At 58.3% G+C, this 21,627-nt stretch carries 18 protein-coding genes; 11 read left to right on the plus strand and 7 right to left on the minus strand.

What is annotated here, in order from left to right; translation table 11 throughout:
* The first annotated feature begins 65 nt into the window (after window positions 1–65).
* Both KUV52_RS14505 and KUV52_RS14510 read left to right on the plus strand, forming a co-directional pair.
* The gene (locus tag KUV52_RS14505; protein WP_222526634.1) at window positions 66–443 is read left to right on the plus strand and encodes a phasin family protein; all 378 of its coding nucleotides are present in this window, start codon (window positions 66–68) and stop codon (window positions 441–443) included.
* 157 nt (window positions 444–600) lie between these two features.
* Window positions 601–936: a hypothetical protein gene (locus KUV52_RS14510; protein WP_222526635.1), complete on the plus strand. Its 336-nt coding sequence runs from the start codon at window positions 601–603 to the stop codon at window positions 934–936.
* 43 nt (window positions 937–979) lie between these two features.
* Here KUV52_RS14510 and KUV52_RS14515 read toward each other — a convergent pair whose 3' ends face one another.
* The 4 genes from KUV52_RS14515 to KUV52_RS14530 all read right to left on the minus strand — a co-directional run bounded on the left by KUV52_RS14515 (window position 980) and on the right by KUV52_RS14530 (window position 5,366).
* Window positions 980–1,255, minus strand: a complete 276-nt coding sequence (locus tag KUV52_RS14515) for a YebG family protein (RefSeq protein ID WP_222526636.1) — start codon at window positions 1,253–1,255, stop codon at window positions 980–982.
* A gap of 1,176 nt (window positions 1,256–2,431) precedes the next feature.
* Complete coding sequence (locus tag KUV52_RS14520; protein WP_222526637.1) at window positions 2,432–3,865, minus strand: ABC transporter permease subunit; 1,434 nt, start codon at window positions 3,863–3,865, stop codon at window positions 2,432–2,434.
* Window positions 3,862–4,515 (minus strand): ATP-binding cassette domain-containing protein, encoded by a 654-nt coding sequence (locus KUV52_RS14525; RefSeq protein ID WP_222526638.1) that lies wholly within the window; start codon window positions 4,513–4,515, stop codon window positions 3,862–3,864. The genes KUV52_RS14520 and KUV52_RS14525 overlap by 4 nt, the downstream gene beginning before the upstream one ends.
* Window positions 4,515–5,366, minus strand: a complete 852-nt coding sequence (locus KUV52_RS14530; RefSeq protein WP_222526639.1) for a putative selenate ABC transporter substrate-binding protein — start codon at window positions 5,364–5,366, stop codon at window positions 4,515–4,517. The genes KUV52_RS14525 and KUV52_RS14530 overlap by 1 nt, the downstream gene beginning before the upstream one ends.
* A gap of 193 nt (window positions 5,367–5,559) precedes the next feature.
* On the opposite strand from KUV52_RS14530, the gene KUV52_RS14535 reads away from it, so the two are divergent.
* From KUV52_RS14535 to KUV52_RS14560, 6 genes are all read left to right on the plus strand, one after another.
* Entirely contained in the window at window positions 5,560–6,234 is a 675-nt protein-coding gene (locus KUV52_RS14535; protein WP_222526640.1) for a response regulator, read from the plus strand.
* Complete coding sequence (locus KUV52_RS14540) at window positions 6,231–7,610, plus strand: ATP-binding protein (RefSeq protein ID WP_222526641.1); 1,380 nt, start codon at window positions 6,231–6,233, stop codon at window positions 7,608–7,610. The genes KUV52_RS14535 and KUV52_RS14540 overlap by 4 nt, the downstream gene beginning before the upstream one ends.
* 57 nt (window positions 7,611–7,667) lie before the next feature.
* Window positions 7,668–8,084: a DUF2057 family protein gene (locus KUV52_RS14545; protein ID WP_222526642.1), complete on the plus strand. Its 417-nt coding sequence runs from the start codon at window positions 7,668–7,670 to the stop codon at window positions 8,082–8,084.
* Window positions 8,085–8,148: 64 nt separating this feature from the next.
* Window positions 8,149–9,399 (plus strand): HD-GYP domain-containing protein, encoded by a 1,251-nt coding sequence (locus KUV52_RS14550; protein ID WP_222526643.1) that lies wholly within the window; start codon window positions 8,149–8,151, stop codon window positions 9,397–9,399.
* 224 nt (window positions 9,400–9,623) lie between these two features.
* Window positions 9,624–9,968: a DUF3135 domain-containing protein gene (locus KUV52_RS14555; RefSeq protein WP_222526644.1), complete on the plus strand. Its 345-nt coding sequence runs from the start codon at window positions 9,624–9,626 to the stop codon at window positions 9,966–9,968.
* Between the two features lie 207 nt (window positions 9,969–10,175).
* Window positions 10,176–10,817, plus strand: coding sequence for a DedA family protein (locus tag KUV52_RS14560; RefSeq protein WP_222526645.1), 642 nt, complete (start codon window positions 10,176–10,178; stop codon window positions 10,815–10,817).
* Here KUV52_RS14560 and KUV52_RS14565 read toward each other — a convergent pair.
* Window positions 10,746–11,846, minus strand: a complete 1,101-nt coding sequence (locus KUV52_RS14565) for a cation:proton antiporter (protein ID WP_222526646.1) — start codon at window positions 11,844–11,846, stop codon at window positions 10,746–10,748. The two genes, KUV52_RS14560 and KUV52_RS14565, sit on opposite strands and share 72 nt — an antisense overlap.
* A 274-nt stretch (window positions 11,847–12,120) precedes the next feature.
* Here KUV52_RS14565 and KUV52_RS14570 point away from each other — a divergent pair, with 274 nt between their 5' ends.
* Together KUV52_RS14570 and KUV52_RS14575 are read left to right on the plus strand one after the other, a co-directional pair.
* A complete protein-coding gene (locus KUV52_RS14570; RefSeq protein WP_222526647.1) occupies window positions 12,121–14,817 on the plus strand; it encodes a hypothetical protein in 2,697 nt (898 codons plus the stop codon).
* 108 nt (window positions 14,818–14,925) lie between these two features.
* A complete protein-coding gene (locus tag KUV52_RS14575; protein ID WP_222526648.1) occupies window positions 14,926–17,571 on the plus strand; it encodes a TonB-dependent receptor domain-containing protein in 2,646 nt (881 codons plus the stop codon).
* 247 nt (window positions 17,572–17,818) lie between these two features.
* Here KUV52_RS14575 and KUV52_RS14580 read toward each other — a convergent pair whose 3' ends face one another.
* On the minus strand, window positions 17,819–18,835 hold the full coding sequence (locus KUV52_RS14580; RefSeq protein WP_222526649.1) for a DUF2235 domain-containing protein: 1,017 nt from the start codon (window positions 18,833–18,835) through the stop codon (window positions 17,819–17,821).
* A 405-nt stretch (window positions 18,836–19,240) separates the two neighbouring features.
* Between KUV52_RS14580 and KUV52_RS14585 the strand changes: the two genes are divergently transcribed.
* A complete protein-coding gene (locus tag KUV52_RS14585) occupies window positions 19,241–20,092 on the plus strand; it encodes a neutral zinc metallopeptidase (RefSeq protein WP_222526650.1) in 852 nt (283 codons plus the stop codon).
* A 55-nt stretch (window positions 20,093–20,147) separates the two neighbouring features.
* Here the strand turns inward: KUV52_RS14585 and nrfA are convergent, their stop codons facing one another.
* Window positions 20,148–21,509 (minus strand): ammonia-forming cytochrome c nitrite reductase, encoded by a 1,362-nt coding sequence (gene nrfA / locus KUV52_RS14590; protein WP_409996481.1) that lies wholly within the window; start codon window positions 21,507–21,509, stop codon window positions 20,148–20,150.
* Between the last annotated feature and the right edge of the window lie 118 nt (window positions 21,510–21,627).

Here is a 21,627-nt window from a genome sequence, read left to right on the forward strand (position 1 = left end):
CTAAATTGAACAGGAATTGTGCAGTGCACAATCGTTATTCAAAGCACTTTATGGGAGCTCTATCCATGTTTACTGACGTTAAGACCCAGTTTGATGAGCAGCTGCAGCGCAACATTGAGGCCAACAGCAAGGTGCGTGAATTGAGCACCCAATTCGCCAGCGATGCTGCAATGCGAAACAACGATTTTGTTAATCAGATGGTGCAAAGCAGCCTGGAAAACAGCCAGGCATTGGCCCAGTGCGCCACGCCGACACAGTTGCTGGAAAAGCAGGTGGAACTGACCAATCAGTTCCGGGAAGGGGTGGAGAGCTATCTGAAGACCAGCTTCGAGGCACTGACCCAATACGGCCAGACTGTCACCGAGTTGACCGGGGAACTGGTGCAAGCCAGCAGCCCTAAAGTCACGCCCTCCAGCCGCCGCAAGAACCCCAAAGACGCTTGATCCCAGCCCTACCCCCAACCCGTCGAGCGGCGAGTTGGGGGTCTCTTTTTCAAATTGCCAAGCGGGTCACACTCCATTCGGCAAACTACCCCTTTTGAGGCAGTGTGCTTGTCAAAACAATGCGTTACGGTTTTGGCATTAAAAGAAGGAGAGTGCGATGTTCTGGCGGATCCCGTTACTGGTTCTGGCCTACCTGCTGTTGGCTGCCCATTTTATGCGTTTTGGCGCTCAGCTCCCTATGGCGGTGCTGGCTTTGGCTCCGGTGCTGCTGTTTGTCCGAAAGCGATGGGCCATTCAACTGCTGCAAGCCGGGCTTGTGATTGGTGTTGTTGCGGTCTGGTTTCCCAGCACGCTTGAGTTCATTAACCAACGGCAGTCCGTTGGCGCTCCCTGGCTCAGGCTGGCCGCCATCATGGGTGGCGTGATGCTGTTTACCCTGAGCGCCGCCTGGGCGATTCATCCCTTGTGGCGAGACGCTAGACCGAAGAGCTAGATCAAAAAAGACCGGCAGTTACCGGTCTTTTTTCGTGCCTCTATCAAGCGGCTTTGCTGGTTTTCGCCGAGGCTTTTGCAACCGGTTTGGCCGCTTTCCCGCCTTTCAGCAACGTCATCAACTCAGCCTTCCGCTCTGCCAGGTACAGCGCCAGTTCTTCGAGCTTTTCCTCTTCCACCAGCGCTGACTGGGCCAGAATCGGCTCCAGTGTTTCAGCCAGATCCAGCATCTTGTCGTAGGCGTCCGCTTCGGCTTTGGTTGAAAAGGTCATCCGCTCCTCTCCGTCCCGCTCCACCACGTACTTGACGATCACCGCCATGTCCGCATCCTCATTGTCATTGGCTCAATCCGCGCCCAGAGTAACAAAGGGCCCTGGATAAATAAACAGTGTTTTGTGCAAAGGGTAATCTCACCCTTTAATTCAGGCTTGGCTACGCTTTAGAGAACAGAGAAGGATAAGTGAGTGATTCCCGCCCATTTTGTGGCAACGCCACCCTGCGCGTCGGAGTCCCTCAATGCTAAGGAAAGCCAGTCAACCATGAGCCGTTCCGTTTTACTTTGGGCGTTACGCAGAAAAGCGCAACGCTGGTGGCGTTTTCGCCTCCGAAATCTGCAGTTTCTTTTGGCGCGCCCTCATATCCATATCGTGGTTCACGAGCCTGAGCGTTGGGTTCTGGGCTATTTCGAGTGGCTGAACCGCTATCATCCCGTGGTATTCCAGCATCTGCGCTTCAGTTGCAGCGATGGCCTGTGCGCGCACTGGTGGCCCGGCGGTCGGGCGCTCTTTCCCTGGTTGCCACTCTCAGGCCAGGACCTCACCGCGCCACCCACCTCGGGGTTACTGGCGCTGGAGCAGCATTACCGGGAAAAGGGGCTGCCGGTGCTCAATCCGGTCTCGGAATTAAGCCACACTCGCCACGCCACCGCACTGGCCACCGCCCAGGAGTTGGGTATGCAGTGTGCGCCTCTCCAACGCTGCCATCAGGAGAGCGATTTCAACGCGCTGAGCCTTGACCTTGGTTTGCCCTTTTTACTCCGGGATCTCAGTGCCCTGGATCAACGTCCGATAACCATCCACAGTCGTCTGCAGTGGCAACAGGTGCCCTGGCGGCAACTGAAGCAGCCAGTGGCGTGCAAAGGATTGGGTTGCAAGTCGGAGAGCAATCAGCAGTTGATCCTCGGTGTGGCCACCGGAGAGCAACTCACCCTCTTTCACCCCCAGTTCATGCTACCGGTTTCTTTACCCGGCGTGGATGCGGGTGCAATCCACCGACTGCAGCAGTCACTTGGGCTCGAGATGCTGGCGCTGGAGTTCAGCCTGGACAACCGTGGGGCATTGGTGTTGCGCAATGTGGCGCCGTTAGCCCCCATGCTGGAGAACGACGCGCGGCTGAATGTCAGTGCGGAAAGGCAACAAGCCTGCTATGCCGCACTGCTCGAGGCACTGCTCAGCGGTGTTGGATGGCACTACGATGGGATGCGGCTGTCCATCCCGTCAACGCCATTGCATCGTGTGTCGGCTGATTATCTCCACCAGGAGATTGAGCGCGCCCGCAACCAGAATCAGCGCCAGCGCCTCGTCATACCGAAACAGTTCAAACGCGCTGTCGACGAAAAAGCCAAGGGTCGCAATACCGAGCATGCCCATCATGGCGGTTTCCCGCACCATCGACTCAAACCGGTACATCAGCAAACTGGTCATCCCCGGGTAGACCCTGGGTAGCAGTTCGTAATGGTGGCGATTGGCACCACGACTGGCGTCCGGCCTCAAGGGCAGCCGGTCCGCTTCCCGCGCTGTCAGAAACGCCACCAGCGCACCATTATGCAGTGCCAACGCCAACGCGGCGGGCAACATGCTGGGACCCAGCACCAGAACCAGTACAAAGGCGAGCAGCAACTCCGGTACGGATCGGCCCAACAGCAAGCCGGCCTGGCCCAGATAACGCCAGCGCCCGACCAGGGCACGACTGGCCCAAGGCCAGAACAGCAGGGCAAACAGAAAACTCAGCGCCAGCGCGAGGCCCGACACCAGCAAGGTGCCTCGCAACCCCTGCCAAAGCTGCGGCATCAACGCCTGCCCCCAGCTCAATAGACCCGAGAGATCCCCCTCCAGCAGCGGCACGGGCCAGATCGCCTGCCCCAGAAAGTGCCATAGCCAGCTTGGGTCGGGCCATAAAGCGTCAGGAAGCCAGTACAGTGCAGCAGCGCCAAGAGGGATCAGCAAAGCAGGTCGGGCCCACCATCGCAGGGTGCCAATCAACAGCAGGAATAGCCAAAGCAGCGCGCCCCCCTCGGCGTAGTACCCCTGCCGATACGCCGTTTCAAGATAAAACCCCAGTGTCGGCAGCCCGATGAATCCCAGTACGGTTGAGGAACGCAATGCGCACTCAAAACGGTATCGGGTGTAGCTCTTCAGTGCTGGCCACATGGGCGCCAACCGTGCATACAGCACCCTGTCGAGCCAGCGGGTCTGTGGCGGCAGGGCTCGCTCCACCTCGACCGGTGATTGGTCGAGGATTTCTGAGTAGACCCGGGCAAACATGGCACCGAACGGCAGCGTCAACGCCAGCACCCCCGTCAGTCCCGACAATCCGAACAACTGCATAAAGATCAGAGCCCAGAACAGCTCATGAATCGCCCGAATCCAGGCACAGATCCCACGGACCCACCAGCGATGGTAAAACAGGGCAATGATGGCCCCCAGCGCCACCCCACCTCCGGTGCCTAGCAGTGCAAAGGCCAACGTGGCGAACAGCGCTTCGGCCAGATGCTCAGTGGCAAAGAAGTCAGGAACAAGCAGCCCTTGTCCGAGTCGCGACAGCTCGTTCAGAGGCTCGGTGCGGGTTAACGTCAGGTCGCCGAGAAACACGCAGAGCAAACCGACCAGAGCAACGCCTCCGGTCAGTCGCCTTAACGACCGGGTCATCATAGATAGAGGGCGTCCAGATCGGACTGAATAACGGCCACCGCTGGCCGGTCCCACAGGATGCGCCCCTCAGACAGACCTATCACCCGGTCAAAGCAGGCCCGCGCCAGCGACACATCGTGCAGCGCCACAATGGCGCCCTGATGGCGGGACAGTGCTATCTCCATCAGCGCCCTGCCCTGCACAGCATCCAGGGCGGACACCGGCTCATCTCCGATAAATACCGGCTTGTTGCGGCACAAGGCCCGGCCCAGTGCGGTGCGCTGACGCTGGCCTCCGGACAGATTGGCCACCGGTGTCATCAACTTGTCGGCGATGCCCAGGGAGTCGCACAGCGCGGCAATGTCGCGGCGAGGGCCCGGCAAGGGCCAAAGCAGGTTAAGCAGATTGTAGAAACTGTTGTGACGTTCCAGCTGCCCCATATAGATGTTGTGAAACACCGAGAGGGGCTCTACCAGCCCCTGCGCCTGGGGGCAAAGGGCAATATGCTCAGGGGCCTGCTGGTATAGGTGGGAGAGTAAGGTGGTTTTTCCAACCCCTGAACGGCCAAGCAGTGCCACTTTCTCGTCGGTGCCGATGGTCAGGTTCACCCCTTCCAGAACCGGCACCTCCCCCTGTGTCAAAGTGGCATTGTCCAGCCGAAAGGGCGTCATCAACGCAGCAGTCCGATCGCCTCCGCCACTTCGGCGATTGGCTGATAGTCTTCATTGCTGGCTTCAACAAACCCCTGACGAGGAAACGCGGCGAGCAGGTCCGGATCGCTCATGGCCAGCAGCGCCGCTTTGACTCTGGCACTGAACCCCTCACCGAAGCGGCGATCCAGATCCCCACGCACCGTCCAGTGGTAATCGGGATACGGCGGTGTTTCCCACATCACTTTGATCTTGGCCGGGTCCACCTGGCCGTCACGAATCGCCTGCTGCCACACCTTGTAGTTCACGGCTCCAGCGTCGTAAACCCCGGCCTGAACCTGGGCCAGGGTGCGGCTGTGATCCCCGGAAAAGCCAACGCGGCTGAAGATTTCAGAGTCCTTACCCAGGTACTTTTCGATGTAGTACTGGGGCATCAACCGACCGGAGGTGGACCCCTTCGCGCCGTAGGTAAAGCTCAGACCCATCAGGTCTTCCCGCTTCAGTTCCCGCTGATGCGCCAGGCCGGTTTTGGTGTTCACGACGAAATAGGTGCGGAAAAACTGGTCTTCGTAGCCCTGAGCGATCGCCTGAGAGCCTGGCACCATACGCCGTGCCTGCAAGCCGGAAAGACCGCCGAACCAAGCCAACTGGACCTGATTGTTGCGAAACGCGGTTACGGCGGCGGAGTAGGATTTCACCGGCAGATAGCGCACCTCGACCTCCAGCGTGTCGGACAGGTATTCGGCCACCTGTTCGAAGCGGGTTCGCAACTTCCGCTCATCCTGATCCGGGATTGCGGTAAAGTACAGTGTCTCGGCGCCGGCCTGCACCGACAGCAACAGCACGACTGCAACCAACAAAGCACGAATCATGACGTCATCCTTGGTGAAAAAGGGGAACGGTATTCTACTTCAATGACCGTTTTTTGCCATTTCTGTTAACAGGAAATGAGAATGCCAGCTCACGATTTTGCTACAGTGGCGACACTCTGCTCTGCAAGTTCAGCAAAGATACAGCCGTGAAGCGTATGCTGTAACGGTTTTAAAGCCTTTTCGGACACCCGGTATGCAAATTCTCGTTATTGAAGATGATCCGCTCCTCTGCCACCACCTCAAGGTTCGCCTGACTGAGATGGGAAACCAGGTCCAGGCCAGTCAGACCGCTTCCGAAGGGGAGTACCTGGCCAACAACTATCCGCTGGACATTGCGGTGATCGATCTGGGCCTGCCAGATGAAAGCGGCTTGTCCCTGATCCAGCGCCTGAGAGAGCAGGACAAAGCCTTCCCGATCCTGATCCTGACTGCCCGCGACAGTTGGCAGGACAAGGTTGAAGGCCTCAATGCCGGTGCAGACGACTATCTGGTTAAGCCCTTCCGCATGGAGGAGTTGATGGCCCGTCTGAACGCCCTGGTGCGCCGCAGCGCCGGTTTTATCAAGCCTGAGATCAGCTGTGGCAACCTGAAGATGGACCTGACCGGCAAAAGCGTCACCCTGGCGGGCGAACTGCTGGAGTTGACCGCGTTTGAGTATCAGATCCTTGAGTACCTGATGCGTCATCATCAGCAGGTGATCTCCAAACAGCGTTTGCTGGACGTGCTGTACGAGGATCGGGAGGGCGACCCCAATACGGTTGAGGTGATGATCTCCCGTCTGCGTAAGAAGTTGATCAGTGGTGGCATGGACAACCCGATTGTTACCATTCGCGGTCAGGGCTATCGCTTTAACCAGGCCTGCCAATGACCATGCGTTTTCGCCAGCTTTGCCAGCGTCCCACCATATTTCGACGGGTCATCGGCACCTCGATGATCGTGCTGACGCTGGCGATTCTGACGCTGGCCGGTGCTGAGCGCTATCTCAACGAAAACGACCTTTATGGCCGTACCGCCCGAACCATTCCCTCTCAGCTGGCCTACATCGGTGAGGAGTTGCGGGAGGATGGGGTGCAGATTGGTTCAGGCACGCTGGCCAGTGACGAGCAGTTCAAACCCGGCGCCAACCTGTTCGCGGTGTGCCACGACACCCTCGGCAGCATCTTCGTCTCCCGTGGTGCCCGAAGCCAGGGCCTGGTCGGGCTGTGCGATGCGGCACCGATGGATCCGGACTCGTTGCCCACCCACCCGATAACCCTCAGCAACGGCCGCCCCTACTACCTCTACTCCCTCGCCTTTGATACGGACAAAGGTCACTACGAAGTGATCATCGCGCGGGATGGTGCCGAAGCGGCCGCGGAGCTGAAAACCCTGGACCGCCGTCTGGCGATTAAGGTGGCCATCACCCTGCCCATTATTTTGCTGCTGTTGATCAGTGCTGCCCTCTGGGGCATGAAACCGTTGAAACACCTCGGCCAGCAACTGCATGAGATCATCAAGGGATCGCGTACGCGCCTGGATACCCCTCAGGCCAACGAACTGCATGAGATCACCATGGCGCTGAACGAGATGCTGACCCAGTCAGAACGGCGCAAAGAGACCTATCAGAACGCCATGAAGGACCTGGCTCACAGCCTCAAAACCCGACTGGCAGCCAGTCAGGCGATTCTTGACGAGTCGGGGGACCCGGCGGACAAACGTCAGGAGCTCTATGAGCAGTTGGGCCAGATGGACCTGCTGGTGCAGTACCAGCTGCGTAAAGCCACCATGGGTCGCCAGGGTCTGAGCCAGTCCAACACCCCCTTCGAGCCGGTGCTTCGCCAACTCTCCGCCATGCTGAATAAGGTGTACCGGGACAAGGCAGTGACCTGCCAACTGGATCTCGACCCTGAATGCCCCTTCCCCGGTTCCAAAGAGGACCTGATGGAACTGATGGGCAACCTGATGGACAACGCCTACCGCTTCGCGCTCAATACTGTCCGGGTTTCTGTCAGCCGAACTCCGGCGGGCCACTGTCTGCTGCAGGTCGAAGATGATGGCCCGGGCATCGACCCCGCCGAACGACAGCGGGTGCTGCGAAGAGGCGAACGTGCCGATGAGCGTCACCCCGGCCAGGGGATTGGATTGGCGGTCTGCCATGAGTTGGCCATCGCCTATGGCGGTGAACTGACCATTGATGAGTCGCCTCTGCAGGGCGCCCGCATCAATCTGCTCTTTCCGTTAGATGGTTATTCCACCAAGGTATGAACGGTAAACGCCTCCTGCACGGTCTCTACTCTGGCAGACACCACAGGAGGCTTTACCATGAACCGATTGACTCTGCTCGGCACACTGCTACTCAGCGCCACCTCGGTATTCGCAGGCGAACTGGAGCTCGGTGAAAATGTGCGGGTTCTGACCCTGAACGGTGAACCCGTCAACGCATTTAATGAAAGCCTTGGCATTGGTCCCGGTTCGCAAATCATCACGGTACGCTTTGATGCTCTGTATGAAGCCACTGCAGAGGATCATGAGTTTGTCCGTTCGGCCGTTCAGGTCATTCGTTTTGAAGCGGACGGCAATGAGCGCTACATCCTGCAGACGCCCCGGATGGATCTGGCACAGGCACGTCGTTTTGCTGAAGATCCCCAGTTCCAGCTTACCCGCAGCGATGGTGAACGGGTCGCCCACCGGACCTGGAGCCGCGATGAATTGTTAGCGGAACTGCTGGCCAAACCGTAACACCCTGTACCCTTTAGATTTCTGTTCATATAAACTGTCGGCAACATCAAAGTTGCCGTCAGTTATGAGCTCAACAAACACCAAACTCACTCTCGATAAAGTCCGGGTCGGGCACTATGTTCGATTGCCAATTCCTTGGCGGGACCACCCCTTTATGTTCAACAGTTTTCAGATCAAGGAACCTCAGCAGATCGCCCTGCTGAAGCGTCTGAAACTGGAGTTTGTCTACATCGACCCCGAGCGCTCCGATGTCAGCGAGGCAGACGCCTCTTCGCAGCCAACCGCGAACGAGGACGCCATCGCGCAGGCACAGAACGCGCTGGCGGAAGCCAAAAAAGCCCGCATCGAACGGCTTAAGGCCTATCGTCGCGGCTTGAAAACCACCAGCCAGAAATACCGGGATAACCTGGCCAGAACCCGTTCGCTCAGCAGCAAGGTACGCGCCCGCCCCGAAGAGGGCGTTCGGGCCGCGACAGAGATGGTTCAGGGCATCATGGAGGAGTTGATGACCTCCGACGGCCTGGAGCTTCACCTGATGAGTGAAGGGGAGCACAAGGACGCGATCCACCATCACGGGCTCAACGTCACGGTACTCGCCCTGATGTTGGCCAAACGTCTCGGCCTGACCGAAATGGAGATGGAGATCGTTGGGCTTGGTGCCCTGTTCCATGACTTTGGCAAACTTCGGCTGCCCGGTGGGCTGGCCAGCCGTCTGCCCAAGACGCAGGCGGAGCTTTCCGCATACAAGTCCCACCCGAACCTGGCAACCCAGTTGATTGACGGTGACAACGGGCTGCCCTGGCAGGCGGTGGCGATCATCCGCCAGCACCACGAGTTTCTCGATGGTACCGGCTATCCGGAAGGAATGAAGGGTGAGCACATCGATCCGCTGGCCCAACTGGTGACGGTGGTCAACGAATACGACAACCTGGTTCACCATCCGGACCCTCGCAAGCGGCGCACTCCCAATATCGCGCTGGGCTGGATGTACAAACATCGCCAGGAACAACTCAACCGCTTGTACCTGCAGCAGTTCATCAAGATGATGGGGGTCTACCCACCGGGCTCCATTGTGCAACTGGACAACGGCCAGTACGGCATCGTCATGTCCATTAATGAGCAAAATCTGCTGAGTCCCAACGTCATGCTCTACGATCCTGCCATCCCCGTGCAGGAAGCGGCCGTACTGAGCCTGGGTGATGAGGGGCTTAAAGTGACTCGGTGCGTGCCGCCGGACGCCTTATCAAAATCGGCGTACGAGTATCTGAGCCCCAGAGAGCGCATCAACTACTTTATTCAGGGCAAAAAGAGCTGACCCACTGGGTGAAACCCAGATCTCAGCGCCACAATACCGGGCCAGAGTTTTTCTGGCCTGGTTATCCCCTCAGTGCTTAAGCGCCTCCTCCTCCCTAACCCCCTCAGTTACCTTGCGAAACACCAGCAGGCCATCCATCTTTAACGGACGCGCCTAACCGACGCGGCATGGACCGACCTTCCCGACATTGGACGTTGCGGCTACCCAACGATACGGAGGGGAGCATGACTTCACTGCCGGATTTCGACACGCTGCAACAACTGGCCCAACACGACCCGGATGCCCTTGCCCGCCTGCGCCAACGCCTTATCGACGAGACCATCCAGTCCGCCCCACCCGCCCGACAAGCGCAGCTGCACGCCCTTCAGTCCCACGTGGACCGAACTCTGCAACGATCCAGCAACCCCTACCACGGTTTGGTGCAGGTGATGGCGATGATGCAGGACAAGTTGTACTGCCTCGCTCTGGTGATGAACGAGCCGGACGTCTACCTGAGTCAACAGGCAAATATCTTGCCTTTTAGAGCAGATGTTAATCAGCCCGGAGATCAGGGCAGCAACGGAGCGTGACCAACCCGTCATAAATGGCGATTATTCGTGTTCGATTTTACTCCTGCTGGCTATGCTGAGAGCCCCCCAAGCGCGCTATGACGGCGCCCAAACCACCGTACACGCAGAATGATCGATGTAATTCACGCCATTTGGTATCAGGATGTGGGATTCTTGCAGCAATATCCCCACATTTGGCTACTGGTACTCTGCCTTTTTCTGATCCTGATGATCGAATCGGCCTTCGTATTCCTGCCCCTCCCTGGGGACAGCATCGTTATTTTTGGTGGTGCACTGGTTGGGCTGGGCATCGTGGATCCCAGCGTCAGTATTGTGGTGATTCCAATGGCCGCGGCAGTGGGTGGATACCTGGCATATGAGCAGGGACGATGGCTGGAGCAGCGCCCCTCCCGTTTCAACATTGAGCGACTTCTGCCCAATGGCACCCTGGAGCGAGCGGCAGAGCTGTTTCGCCGTCGCGGTATCCTGGCGCTGTTTGCCGCCCGATTCCTGCCCTTCGTGCGGGTACTGGTACCGATGCTGATGGGAGCCGCACGTTTGTCACGTCGGCGTTTTGCTCTGGTGAATGCCATCAGTGCGTTCTGTTGGGCCGGATGTCTCGGCCTGTTTGGCGCCTTTGTGGTGAACACCCCCTTCTATCAGGAACACAGCGCCCTGATTGCCCGCGCCGCCGTATTGCTGCCATTGGCTCTGTTTGCCTCGGCAATCATCGCCGTGCTGTACCGCCACTTTCGTCAGCAGCCGCCGACGCTGCCCAGCATGTCGGTCGATGTTCCGCTAACGCCGGCTCCTCAAGGCGAGCAGAGTGCCCTGGACCAGAACATCGAACAGGATCACACCGTACGCTAGGGACTGCACGGTCCACCACGCTGGCAGATGAGTGGGCAGGGCCAGCACTAAAGCCAGAGTGATGGGGCCGCGACTGGGCGCCAACAGCCAGATGCTGCGCTCTCCGGGTTTGATGGGAAGCCCTGGCCACAACAGCCAGGGCAACAGCGACCCAAGTCGGATAAGCGCGGCACTGGCAATGCCCAGCCCCATAGCCCAGTAGCGTTCCGTGAACATGGCGGCGGTCAGGGAAAAGCCCAGTATCACCACCAATGCGTCACCCAAGAATGGGCTTAATCGGCGACAGGGCAGCGTGTGCTGCCATCGGCTACGAACCCAGAATACGGCCGTTAATACCACCACCAACCCCGGAATCCCCAGCACTAACTCGCTCAGCAAAAAGAGCCACCAAAGCCATAGCCCGGTTCCCAAGACACCCCACTGCGCTCCCCCACTCAGGCGCCAAACCTGTGCCCCCACCCATCCCACCAGCAGCGCCATCGCCAACAACTTCACCAGCGTCAATACCAGAACCGGCAGGGACACCGAGCCCAACTCTCCCACACTGACCAACGTCAGCAGCAATGCCAGAGTGAGAGGTTCCACTACCGCAGCTTCCCCTTCCAGCCAGGCATTGACCCGGGGGTATTGTTTTACCCAGGGCTCACCGAATGCCGGGTCAACGGTGGCCAGCAAAGTGGCCGCGAGGAGTGCGGACAGCAGGGGGAATCCAGGATGATCGAGCCCCTTGAACAAGGCATAAGTGGTCCCGGCCAGCATCAGGGAGAGGGTCAACAGTGACTGCAATAAAATATTCAGTCGATAACGGGCCAGCCGCCGCAGCGGCAGTCGCGCAGCCATCTCCCAGACCAGAATGGGCAGGAAGAGGTAGAGAATCACCTGAGTTAACCCCTGAGCATCCCAGCCACTCTCCCACCCCATCAGGGAGACGCTCTGTCCGGCCACAGTGCCCAGTATCAACAACAGGGGATAGCGAACAGCGCTGTCCAGAGGGCGGCACAACGCCACCACTGTCGCCAGTACGGCCACCGAAAGGATCCCATTCAACGCGGTTACCCCCGACTTCGACCCATTTACCTTAAAGCGGGACTTTTGCCGGTGAAATCCCGACCGTTAGGTGCATTTTCCGTGACACTTAATTGAATTTTATATTTCAACCCGGGCGCAAAAGCCCATGAATCGTGGCACTGGAGGCGCACGAAACAAACGCCAACATAACCTTAACTTTAGTGAAACATTCCGCAACTAGCTTGCTTCGCCAACTTCATCACAACAACACGCAAGTTGGTTGCGGAGACCTTCAATGAAACTGAAAAATCTCTTTACTCTGAGTGCCCTTACGTCTGCCCTGCTGCTCGCAGGCTGTGGTGGCGATATCAATATCAATACTGGTAGTGAAACGACGCCCACCACTCCGACCAATCCCGATCCGACCTCGCCCACTGAAAAGGCCTATGGCGCCTTTGCGGCCCGCAGCACCCAAATGGCAACGGTGGACGGCAAAGAGGTTTGGACGCTGTCTGGCAACCTGATTGGTGAGAGCATCAACCTGGGAGCCGATGTGGTCTGGGAGCTTTCCGGCGCCGTGGTTGTGGGGGGAGACAACACCAATCAGACCGTACTGACCATCGCTCCGGGCACCAAGATCCTTGGAAATTCCGACGCCTATCTGGTGATCAGCCGCGGCTCTCAAATTATGGCTGAAGGGACTGCGGCAAACCCGATCGTTTTTACTTCTGTGGAGTCCGGTCTGGGCCTGACCACCGACCGCGGTCAGTGGGGGGGGCTGGTACTGCTGGGCAACGCCCCGGTGAACTCCTGTGCTGATCTTGCCAACTGTGACGTGGCATTCGAGGTCGGCAACCACAACTACGGCGGCAATAACGAGGCCGACAGCTCTGGCTCGCTAAAGTATGTTCGCGTTGAGTTCGGTGGCTTCAAGATCAACGACACGCAGGAGCTGAACGGCGTCTCCTTTGCCGGTGTCGGCTCCGGCACCCAGGTGGATTACCTGCAGGTGCACATGAACGACGATGACGGCATCGAGTTCTGGGGTGGCAACGCCACGGTGAAGCACGTTGTGCTGACCGGCAACTTCGACGACTCTCTCGATTGGACCAACGGCTGGCGTGGTGCAGCCCAGCATGTCTACATCCGCACCGAAGACAACAGTGCCAACCGGGGCATTGAGGCTGACAGTTCCAAGTCCGGTACCGATGAGCCGATGTCCAAGCCCACGCTTGCCAACCTGACCCTGCAACTGGGTGGGGGCACCAACGGCGGTGGTGATGATGCGGAAGGGATCCTGTTCCGGGTCGGCACCGGCGCCAGCGTTTTCAACACACTGGTCAAGGGCAGCCTGGAAACCGGTGAGTGTCTGGAGATCAACGACGCCAGCACCATCGCCAACGCCGATGCCGCCGAACTGACCATGACCCACAGCCTGATCGACTGCGTCGAGCCGTTCAAAAATCCGAAGGATGATGGCGGCAATGCCCTGATGGATGTCGCCGCCTGGTTCCAAGGCCAGGAGGGCAACCTCGTTGGCGCTGCCGCACTGGAAGGCTACCAGCCCTCTGCGGTTTCTCCGGCCCTGACCGGCGGAAAGACCGGCCTGGCCAACATCGACAGCCGCCTTGACGATGCAGACTACATCGGGGCCTTTGATGGCAACGACGACTGGACTCTAGGCTGGACCACCGCCATTCACGACGAGGGTGACACGCCAGTTGTGCTGACTCCCCTCACCTCCTGCCCGGCGGGCACATCCAACGATGCCGCAGACGCCGCATTGATCGAGGGTACTGATCTGGTCTGCACCCTGAGCGGCAACGTAACCTCCAATGTGACTCTGCTAGCAGGCACCAACGTCAAATACAAGCTGGACGGCGGCGCCGTGGTGATTGGTGGTGATAAGACTCAGAGCGCCACACTGGCGATTCAGGCCGGTGTTGAAGTTTACGGGACCAGCAACAGCTATCTGGTGATCAGCCGTGGTTCCAAAATCATGGCTCAAGGCAGCGAGGCGCATCCCATCGTATTCACTTCCTCGGAGGATGTACTGGGTCTGGCCACTGACCGCGGCCAGTGGGGCGGCCTGGTCCTGCTCGGCAACGCACCGGTCAACACCTGCGCCAGCCTCGATGACTGTGACGTGGCCTTCGAAGTGGGCAACCACCTGTTCGGCGGCAACAACGATGCCGACAGCAGTGGCCAGTTGAGCTATGTCCAGGTTCGCTACGCGGGCTTCAAGATCAATGACACACAGGAACTGAACGGCATCAGCTTCGGCGGCGTAGGATCCGGCACTCAGGTAGACCACATTCAGGTGCACATGAACGACGACGATGGTGTCGAGTTCTGGGGGGGCAGCGTAAGCCTGAAGTACGTCTACCTGACGGACAACTTCGATGACTCTCTGGATTGGACCAACGGCTGGACGGGCAAAGCCCAGTACGTGTTCATTACCCAGCAGGACAACGCCGCCAACCGCGGTATCGAAGCGGACAGTTCCAAATCTGATCCGCTGGGCACGCCGTTCTCCAATCCGACTCTCTCCAACGTCACCATTCTGCCAGCGGGTGGAAACAACGGCGGTGATGACGCGGAAGGTATGGTGCTGCGCGTAGCGACCCGCGCTCAACTGGCCAACTTCGTTATCCAGGGCGGCGCCAATACCGGCGAATGCCTGGAGATTGATGACGCCTCCACCCTTGCCAATGCTCAGGACGGCACTCTGACCATGACCCACTCCATCATCGACTGCGTTGAGCCGGTGAAAAACGAAGACAGCTTCGACACCACCGCCTGGTTCAATGGGCAGGAAGGCAATGTCATCGGCGCTGTGGAGCTGAACAACGGCATGCCCACCGCGTCCTCCATTGCCCTGGGCACAGGTAAGGACATGAGCAGCGTCGACAGCTTCTTCGATGCCACCGACTACAAGGGCGCCTTTGACGGTCAGAACGACTGGACTCAGGGCTGGAGCTACCAGCAGTAAAGGCTCCTGAACACCGGGGCGGCACATCGCCCCGGTGTTTCCCGCCGTATCGTCCATCGGGTTGCCAAAGCGCAGCCCGCTTATCCAAGGACTCAGGAACGTCTAAGCATGAAATCCCAACCCCATTTTCAAACCAGTCCGACCGGATTGGCGGTCGCCAAAGCGCTGTCTCTCGTCAGTGTACTGAGCTTTCCCGCCATCGCGGCTGATGCCGATACCGAGACAGAGAGTCAGCAAGTCGAAGTGATCTCCGTGGTTGGCCGCCTGCAGCGTGCCGCTTCAGAAGTGGTTGAAGAACGTAGAGAGACTCCCTATGTTTCGGACCTGATGGGCGCAGACCAGATCGCCCGCACCGGAGACAGCGACGCCGCTGCGGCCCTGCGACGTGTAACCGGCCTGACCCTGCGTAACGGTCAGTTCATCTACGTGCGCGGTCTGGGTGAGCGCTACTCATCCACTTCGTTGAATGGCGCCCAGGTGCCCTCTCCGGATCCCACCCGCTCAGTGATCCCGATGGATCTGTTCCCCGCCGCCATCATTCAGTCCCTGTCGGTACAGAAGGCCGCCTCGCCCTCAAGCCCGGCCACCTTTGGCGGTGGTCATGTGGATATCCGCACCAAAGCGATCCCTAATGACTTCTTTTTCAAGGTCTCCGTCGGAGGCCAGTACAACACCAACAACAGCGATGACCGTCTGACCTACCCCGGAGGCGATGACGACTGGCTGGGCCGGGATGACGGCACCCGAGCGCTGCCCCAAACCATTACAGACGCCTTTGCCAACTATGGCGGCGTGTCGGTGACCGACATATTTCGGGTGGTTCAGAATGCCGAGGAGGCGGTGGCAATCAATCAGGGCCTGGCCCTGGAGATGAACCGCAATATGACTTTCCAGGAGAAGAGTGCCAATCCAGGCTTCCGAGGCAGCCTGAGCTTTGGTCATAACCTGGATCTGGACGACAGCGGCGACTGGCGCTTTGGTTTTGTCGGCGGCACTTACTACAAAAACCAGACCGACAACTACACCCAGCGAGAAGCGGAACTGGCCAACGCTCAGGGTGACCTGAGTTCCAGTTCAGAGGTTCGCGGCAGCGAGCAGATCGTACAGTGGTCAGGCATGTGGAACATGGGGCTGGAGTGGACCGACGATCACACCATCAGCACCCGGACCACCTACCTGAATGACACCTCGGACGATGTCCGTATTACGCTGGAAGAAACGCTGGACACCATCAACGAGGATCGCGCTCTGGAGGTGTATTCGGTGGAGTACGAGGAGCGTACCCTGATCAGCAATCAGATCAGTGGTCAGCACTTCTTCCCCTACCTTGGGGACATCGAGGCCAACTGGCAGTACACCGATGCGCGTGCCCGGCGTCAGGCCCCCAACGAATTGGATTACTCCTATTCGGTACTTGAGGATGGCAGCGGCAATGTCACCGAACGCACCATGGCCAAACGGTCTGATGCGGCGGTTTATCGCTACAGCGATCTGAAAGACGACACCGAGAACTACGGCGTCGACCTGATGCTCCCTCTGTTCATTGGCGATGCCGAATTGAAGGTGAAAGGCGGATACGAGTATTTTGAACGGGCGCGAACCTCCTACTCTACCCGTTTAGCCTTTGACGCCTCCCGCTATCAGCGCGATAACCTGGCGGGTGATTTCAGCCAGGTATTCTCCGACGCCAACATCACCAACCCCGACAACGGCTTTGCTCTGTTGGACACCACTTCAGAAACGGACGACTACGTCGCCGCACAGATGATTGACGCCGGTTTTGCTGAGTTTGATCTGAACTGGGCTGATGCCTTCCGCCTCAATGGGGGTGTTCGTTACGAGGATTTCCGTCAGGTGATGCTGCCGCTGACCCCAGAGGGTGAAATCTCAGATGAGGGGGGCCGCAACGATATTCTCGACTACACCACTGCCGAAGATGGCTGGTACCCCTCGCTGTCCGGCACCTGGATCATGAATGACGAGATGCAGTTACGCCTGGCCTACTCCAAAACTCTGGTGCGCCCTGACCTGAGGGAAGTGGCACCGGTTCGATTCAAGGATCCGATCACCGGCTTCGATATGATTGGCAATGCGGCCCTGACCAGCTCCGACATTCAGAACTTCGACGTGCGCTGGGAATGGTATCTGGAGAGCGGCTCCAACCTTAGCGTCGGCGCCTTCTACAAGGATCTGGAGGCCCCCATCGAATCGGTTCAGGTGGTGACCGAACAGGACACCCTGCTGACGTTCCAGAACGCCGAAAGCGGTGAGATCTATGGCCTGGAAACCGAGTTTCATCAGGAACTGGGCTTTATCGATGAAAGCTCTGCGATTTGGGACGGGTTCTTTATCGCCGGCAACCTGACCCTGAGCGACTCTGAGATCAATATCGCACCGTCGGGCAACATCAATCCGACCCACACCCGTCGTCGGATGACCGGCCATTCCAAGTGGGTGGCGAACCTGCAGTTGAGCTTTGACTCTCCCGATAACCTGCACGCCGCCACTCTGGTCTACAACGTATTTGGTGACCGCATCGCTTACGCGGGCAGTGCTGGGCTGAATGATGTGCTGGAGCAACCATTCCATTCACTGGATTTCACTTACACCCTTTATCCTTTGGACCAGATGGCGGTGAAATTCAAAGCGAAAAACATCCTGGGTGAAGAAACCCGGTACCAGCAGGAGGGACAAGAGGTGTTCTGGAAGGAGCCGGGTACCGAGTTCACTCTGACCTTCGGCTTTACGTTTTGAGGAGCGTTCCCGCCGGCCAGCGTCGGCGGGAACTGTGCACTCAAAAGCATTGGTCAAAGCGAGTGTTCTTGAGTGCACTGTTGGCACCACAAACCGCATCCGGAGCCCAGTGCTTTGGACTACCCGTTCCGCTCCTGCAAGGGCTTCGGCATCCTTTGGGGTGCATTGGGATAACAGGAAACGGCCCGGCTTTTCCTTGTTGGCCAGCCGTTTCTTCCTTGAAGGGTTCAACCTTGCAGGAGCGAGCCTACTCCTCCCACTCACCCCAATCGGTACTGTTGCCCTGCTCCGCCAGGGCCGCAGGCAGGTAGCCCATTCCCATATGGCGCTGTTGCACGCTGATGTGGATCCGGTGCTCCGGCAACACCGAGCGCAGATGCTCACCCAACAGTCGATAGAACCCATCCAACTCCTCGTGTTGAGGGGCAAGCGGGTCTTCATCCAGGTTGGCAAACAGATGGGTTTCCAGTTCCAGCCCGCTTTGCTGCGCCTCACGCGCCATCCAGGCCAGGGGGATGTCAGACAGACGACCACTTCCAGGATCCCGGTGATAGCCGCCGCCAATGTCACTGTGCACACCGGCAAACCACACCTGCTTCAAATCAGAGCCCGCTTTGGCCTGCCACAGGGCCGGAGCAAAGTCCCGACGCCGCTCATCCAGGGAGAGCGCATGGCGGGCCACCTCAACAATCGGCGCCAACTCGGTGTCATGAAACATATGGCGCTCATTGAGCCAGCCAAGCATCCGCAACGGTATGCCCAGAGCGCCCACCGTATCAAATGCGCCAAGGAAGCGGATACGCACCTCCTCATTCACCGAATAGTGCGCGCGAAACAGCATCGACTGGGGATCCTGAGGATGGATATTGCGATCCTTGAACAGATCGAAAGCCTGAGGAATGCGGTTGGCGTGGATCCGCTGCAACACACCACAGTTATAGAGCAGACCCGCCAGACTTCTAACCGTGTACGCGCCCCGGCTGAAGCCGAACAGGTAAAGGTGGTCACCGGGTTCGTAGTTCTGAACAATAAAGCGGTAGCAATCCTGCACATTCTTGTTCAGACCCCGACCAAAGGCCCCGCCGGTAATCGGTTGGCAATCGGCCCCTACCCCCCAGTCATAGAACACCACCTGAGGCTTGCCGTTACCATCAAAGGGAGCAATGGCCCTGGACAGCTTCAGAATGTTGGTTGCGGTATCCTGCTCATGATCCGGTTCCGGACCGTTCCAGGTGCCATCTGCACAGATAACGATGTTTTTCATTGCCCCATCCCTGGTGACTGCCTAACTGTGGGATGCATTACTATAAAGCACTGGAAAACAGTGAAAAGTCCTAAGGTGTCATAACGAGCATTCACTGAGCGAATTGAGGAAGTTCTGCTTCCTTTTGTGATTTCCCCCAAATGAAAGTTGAAGATTTTTCAATCAGATGCCTATATTGGTCAGGAATCAAACAGCAAAAGGAGTTGTCCATGGCCAAAAAGATGTCCAACAAACGCTTTCGCCAGATGATGAAGGATTTGAACAAGCGTAATACCGGCGAGACGCCGAAGAAGGATGCGGCCTAAGTCGCAATCCGGATTAGCAGGGGCCCATCAGGGCCCCTTTTGTTTGCCCCCTCAATCCCCCACTACACTTGTCAGACCGAACTCTCTGGGGGAACTCCATATGCGTTGGCGCGGTCAGCGGCAAAGCCGCAACGTCGAGGATCGTCGGGGGCAGCGTCGCCCGATGGGCCTGCCCCTGCCTCGGGGAAAAGGAGGGCTGATTGGCCTGGCCGTTGTGCTGGCCGGTCTCTACTTCGGGTTGGATCCCGCCCTGTTGATGCTGCTGGTTGGTGGCGGAGGCGGAACCCCCACTTCCGCCGTATCGCCCCAGGATGACGAGTGGGCCCAGATGACGGCAGTGGTACTGGCGGACACGGAAACCTACTGGCACCAACAGTTTCAGGCGGCGGGTCAGCAATACCTGGAACCGACTCTGGTGCTCTATCGGGGCCATACCTCCACCCATTGCGGCACCGGCCAAGCGGCCATGGGCCCCTTCTACTGTCCTGCGGACCAGCAGATCTACATCGACCTGAGCTTCTACGACGATATGCGGACTCAACTCCAGGCACCGGGCGATTTTGCTCAGGCGTATGTGATTGCCCATGAGGTGGGACACCATGTGCAAACGCTGCTGGGTACCAGCGCCAAGATTCGCCAGTTGCAGCAGGGGGTCAGTCAGGCAGACGCTAACGCCCTGTCAGTGCGACTCGAGTTGCAGGCGGATTGTTATGCGGGTGCCTGGGGCCACTATCTGGCACAGGAGGGACGGCTTGAGGCGGGTGATCTGGAGGAGGCGCTCGGCGCCGCCCAGGCGATCGGGGACGATCGATTGCAGAAACAGGGACAGGGTTACGTAGTGCCGGACAGCTTCACCCACGGCAGTTCGGCGCAGCGGCTCGCCTGGTTCCAGAAAGGGATGAAAAACGGCGACCCGGGAGACTGCGACACCTTCTCCGTCGAAAACCCCTGAACAAAAAAGCCCGACCGTTTCCGGTCGGGCTTGGACACTGTGTGAGAGCGTCAGATTAGTTGCGCTTCGGCCACTCTTTGTCAACGCGCTGCTCGAGGAAGGCTTCCTTCTGAGCGTCCAGCTTAGCCTTGTCCCAACCTACCAGGGCCTGAGCGGCTTCTTTGGTAGAGATGTCCGGGATGGCAACCGGCTGGGCAACACCGTACTTGGTCAGGACTTTCTTCAGCTCAGCCTGGGCTTGCAGACCGATTTCCTGAGCAGAGGCCAGCAGACGCAGGGCTTCTTGCGGGTTGTGAGCGTGAACACCGTGAGATGCGATGGCGAAGTCCCAGCGCCACTGAGCGTGACGGATGTGGGTCAGGGCCTGCTTCATCTCAGCTTCGGTCGCACCGGCTTCCCAGGCGGCACCCGCTTCGAAGTGGGCGCGAACGATGATGGCTTCCGCTTTCAGCTTCTCAGCGTTGATGGCTTCTTTGTTGGCCTTCAGAGTGGCTTCCAGGTCAGCTTTGCTGTCGTGGCAGGAGGAGCAAGACACATCAAAGTTGTCCAGAGCGTTACCGACGTTGTGCTTGGAGAACTTACGACCCTGCTCGTTGGTCACTTTCGGCATGTGACAGGTGATACAGGTCACTTCCATCTCGGCGTGAACGCTGGTGGCCCAGGTCTCAAACTCCGGGTGCTGAGCTTTCAGCATCGGCGCTTTGGAGATCTTGTGAGTCCAGTCGGCGAAGCCGATGCTGTCAAAGTACTGCTCGGCACCTTCTGCGGTGAAACCGTTCTCCCAGGGGAAGCGCACGTTGTTGTGGTCGCCCTTGTCGAAGTAGTACTCAACGTGACACTGACCACAGGTCTGAGCCGCTTTCATGTCGCGGGACTGCTCGGAGAACTTCATGTCCACCTTCTCCATCGCGCGCTCAGCGTAGGGGCGTGACAGAGTCAGTTTCGGAGTGCCGCTTTCGTGGCAGTCAGCACAACCGATGGCGTTACCCATCTCGTGGCCCCACTTGCCAAATTTGTGGTCGTTAAAGTTGCCTTCGCCCACTTCCTGATACATGCGAGCCACATCAGGGGACTTACAGGACCAGCACGCTGCGGGCATCGGGCCATCGGTGTCGTTCATCGGGCCACCGGTACGCAGAGTCTGAATCACGTCGGTCACGGCGTAGTAGTGGCCGCGAGCCTTATTGTAATCTTTGGAGAAACCGTAGCCGGCCCACAGAACAACCAGGTTGGGGTCGTCGGCCAGCAGGTCAACAATCTGGTCAGTCTCAGCGGTAGTCGCCCAAGAGGCGTACTGGTTGGGGAACTTAGCCTTCCACGCTTCGTTGTCGGACTCGACCGGTTTGGCCATTGCACCGCCGCAGATACCAGCAACGGCAACGGACAGTAAAAGTTTATTAATGGTTTTCATCATCATCCCTCATGGTCGCTTAGTGTTGCGACTGCGAGGTCAGATTAGGTTTTCCGAGCGTGTCGGGGCATACCCCATTGGGGGTAGATGGGAGGTTACGGGAATGTGATCACACATAATCAAC

Source organism: Ferrimonas balearica, from assembly GCF_019802055.1.
In the GTDB taxonomy this organism is placed as follows: Bacteria; Pseudomonadota; Gammaproteobacteria; order Enterobacterales; family Shewanellaceae; genus Ferrimonas; species Ferrimonas balearica_A.